Below are 3485 nucleotides of genomic sequence, written 5' to 3' on the forward strand. Positions count from 1 at the left end.
CCTATCGGGTCCTGCGTGATATACCGCCCCTGCTGCGGGTCGTAATACCGGTGCCGGTTATAGTACAGCCCCGTCTCTGCATCATACTGCTGCCCCGGCAGGCGGATGAGCTGTGCCAGATTGTGCGGGTTCTGCTCGCGCAGCACATTCCCCCACGCATCGTATTCTGCCGACCAGTCTGTTTTTCCGTCACTGTTCACAAGCGCCAGCGGCAGCCCCCGGTGGTCGCAGTGGTACAGGTGAATTTTTCTCTGCGGCGCGTAGTCCGGCTCCATCTGGTTGCGTATCTGCTCCGGCGTCAGGCCGCACTGCGCCAGCCACGCCCGGTTTGCCTCGCTGAGCTCCCCGCGCTGTAGCTCCGCTTCCAGGTTATCCACCCGCGCCACCAGTTCCGGCGGGAAGATGACGCCGGCCTCCTGCTGAAATTTCTCCGCCAGCGTGCGGCGTACTGCTTTTGCCAGCTCTGCGCTTTGCGTTTCGGTTCTGACCAGCGGCGTGAAGCTGCCCGGCAGGTAAATGGTCTGGATGCGCCGGGTCTCCGTCTGCGTGGTGGTCAGCCTGTCGCCGTCCCAGCCGTACCATGTCACGTCAGGCGCATCCTGGCCGCACCGGCTTTGCCACACCCGTTTCCCGATGCGGCGGCCCGACGGGTCATACAGGTACCGGCTTTCCCGCAGCGTCTGCCCCTGCTGCGTGAGGCGGTAGTGCGCCAGACGGTGCTGGCTGTCGTAGTGATAATGGTGTACGTAACTGCCGCCGTCGCGTATCTGACGTTCAGCCTTTTCCGTCAGCCGTCCGTGCTCATCGTGGCGGTAAAAAAAGTGTGCGTCTTCGCCGATGCGGTTATCCCGCCACATCGCAGGCAGTGCCGGGTACTGTTCCCGGTCTGTAATACGGTTGCCCGCCGGGTCGGTGGCGTGGTGTTGCAGCAGGTCGTGGTGCCGGGCGCGGATGAGACGGCCCGCATCGTCATAGCGATACTCTTCCTCCACCCGTGCGCCACGGATATTTACAAGATGCCCGCTGTCGTGATAACCGTATTCCCGGTTCAGCGCCGGGTCGCTGAAGGTGTGGCTCAGCAGCTGCCCGGTGGCGCTGTGGAGCGTGTTCTGCTCATACGCACCGGAGGTTCGCTGCGTCTCCCGGTGCAGCCGGTCGCGGGTGAACTCCACCAGCGGCGTGCCGCCGAGCTTCACCCCGGCGATATAGCCGGAGCCGTAAGTGAGCCATTCCACCGGAGGAAGGTGGTCGGGAACCGTTTTATTCGCCAGCCCGTTCTGATAACCGTGCTTCGTGACGTGCTGCCACAGCCGTTCATCAGTCCGTGGGGCGTGGACGGTCTGTGTCTCACTGACCATCCGGCCTTTGTCATCATAGCCGTAGTGAACAGCGACGCGGTGCCCGTCGCTGAGATGGCTGACTGCCGTCAGCCAGCCGCGCTCACAGTACTGCCAGCGCTCCGCCTCTTCGCCGTTCACCGTTCTGTATACCAGACGGTCTGACACATCGTAGTGCCACAGGGTGACGAGGCTTTCATCCTCACTGCGGATGAGCTGCCCGGTGGCGCTGTAGTGGTGGCGCTGCGTCCTGCCGTCAAAGCCGCACTCCTGTACCAGCCTGTCCAGCAGGTCGTAAGCAAAAGTGGTCCCGGCCCCGTTCTCATTAACCAGCCGGGTGACGCGGCCTGCCGGGTCATACTCCATCCGTCGCGTCAGGCCGCCTCCGGTGGTGCTGACCGGGTGCCCGGCGGCGTCATACTCTGTGGTCAGCCTGCTGCCGTCCGGGTGAACCACGGCAGTCAGGTCGCCCGCCAGGCTGTACTCATAACGGGTTTCGTGGCCGGCGGCATCTTTCTGGCTGACCAGCCAGCCCCGTTCATCGTAAGTGCGGTACTGGCTGAGGCCTTCTTCCCGGTGAATGGCCGTCACCTGCCCGAAGCGGTTGTATTCATACCGGGTCCGGTAGCCGGAGCAGTCGGTCAGGGTCAGCAGCTGCCCGTAGCGGCTCCACGTCATATGCCTCCGGCTGCCGGTGGCGTCTTCGGTGGCAGAGGGGCGTTCACTGTCCGGGCTGTCGTAAAAATAGCGGGTGATATCGCCGTGACGGGACGTTTCCTGCGTCAGTCTGCCCTGACGGTCAAATTCCTGCCGGCTGCGCAGGCCGTCAGTACCGGTGGTGGCGATAAGCTGGAGCTGGTCGTTGTAGCTGAACCGTACGGACCGGCCGTCCGGCAGGACAATTTCCGTCACATTCCCGGCGCCGGCATTCAGCCGGTATCCGGTTCTGCGCCCGGCCGCATCCGTCATCGCCACCATGCGGCCCGCGTTATCAAATTCCCGCGTAACCGCACTGCCGTCGGCTTTTTCTTCCCGCACGACACGCTTAAGCCCGCCTTCGCCTGCGGTGTGCAGCACCTCCCGGCGGTTCAGGCTGTCGGTAATGACGACGGCATTTTTTTGATAGTCGTAGGTATAACTTAACCCCGCCGGGTTAAGCTGCTCCGTCACCCGCCCGCCGGCATCATAGCGGTAGGTGGTCTGCGGGCGTCCGGCGTGCCGGTGCGCGGTCATGCGCCCCGGATGGTTATCATCGTAAGTGAAGCTGCGCACCGGTGTGTCGCTGCGGTCATACACGGTGGCAAGCTCGCCGCGCGGGGTGTACGTGTAGCGGGCCAGGGGACGCGCCGGGAGGTTATCCGGGAACTCCGGGTCGTGCGTCAGCCACACCGCCTCAAGGCGAATGCCGCCGTCTGCGCCGTAGCCGGAGACCGGCATCGTCTGCGGCCAGTCCGGTGCGCGGATACCGGAGGCGGTCGCCTGTTTACGCGCGGCCTCTGCCCGCTGCGCCTGCGTCGTCAGCGCCAGCCGGAAGCACCTGCCTGCACCGTCGGTGACGGCGGTGATGTTGCCGGCAAATTCCCCGTCCGCATCCCGGTGAAAGCGTTGCGTGCGCCCGAAGCGGTCAGCCAGCCCGGTCAGCACCCGGTACGGTGGTAACGGCGCAGGAAGCGCTTCATCCTCACCCGGTACGCGCTCAGGCCAGCCGAGTATCCACCACGGCCCCTGCGCGCTGCCGGTCGCCAGGTAAATATGCGGACTCAGGCGCAGGTCTTCCGGCAGGGTCTGCCACAGCAGATGCAGCGCATTGCTCTCATGCAGCCTGGCCACGCCACCGCGGGCCAGCCACAGGGACTCGCTGCGGCTGAAGGCGGTTTCACCGGGCAGCAGCGGCTCAAAGTGAATGCTGCGCCCGCCGGTGTCGCTGAGGATAAGTTCCTCATCGCGAAGCTGTAAGCGGATATCGAAGGGGGCTTTCCAGCCGGGGCCGAAAACACTCACCGGCGCGGGGGGTCCGGTCCGGTAGCTGCTGTATGCGCGGGAGAGGACAAACGGCAGCGGACCGGGCAGGGCGATATCGGTCTCGCCGGGCAGGACCTTGGCCCCCAGCAGCGGGTTCACCGGGTTGCCGGAGGTTCTGCCGCCGGG

At 64.9% G+C, this 3485-nt stretch carries 1 protein-coding gene; it reads right to left on the reverse strand.

Annotated elements, in window-relative coordinates; genetic code table 11:
* On the reverse strand, positions 1-3485 hold a 3485-nt coding region (locus N5C09_RS21310; protein WP_279749823.1), incomplete at both ends, for a DUF6531 domain-containing protein.

Source organism: Enterobacter sp. GD03975, assembly GCF_029838645.1.
In the GTDB taxonomy this organism is placed as follows: domain Bacteria; phylum Pseudomonadota; class Gammaproteobacteria; order Enterobacterales; family Enterobacteriaceae; genus Enterobacter; species Enterobacter quasihormaechei.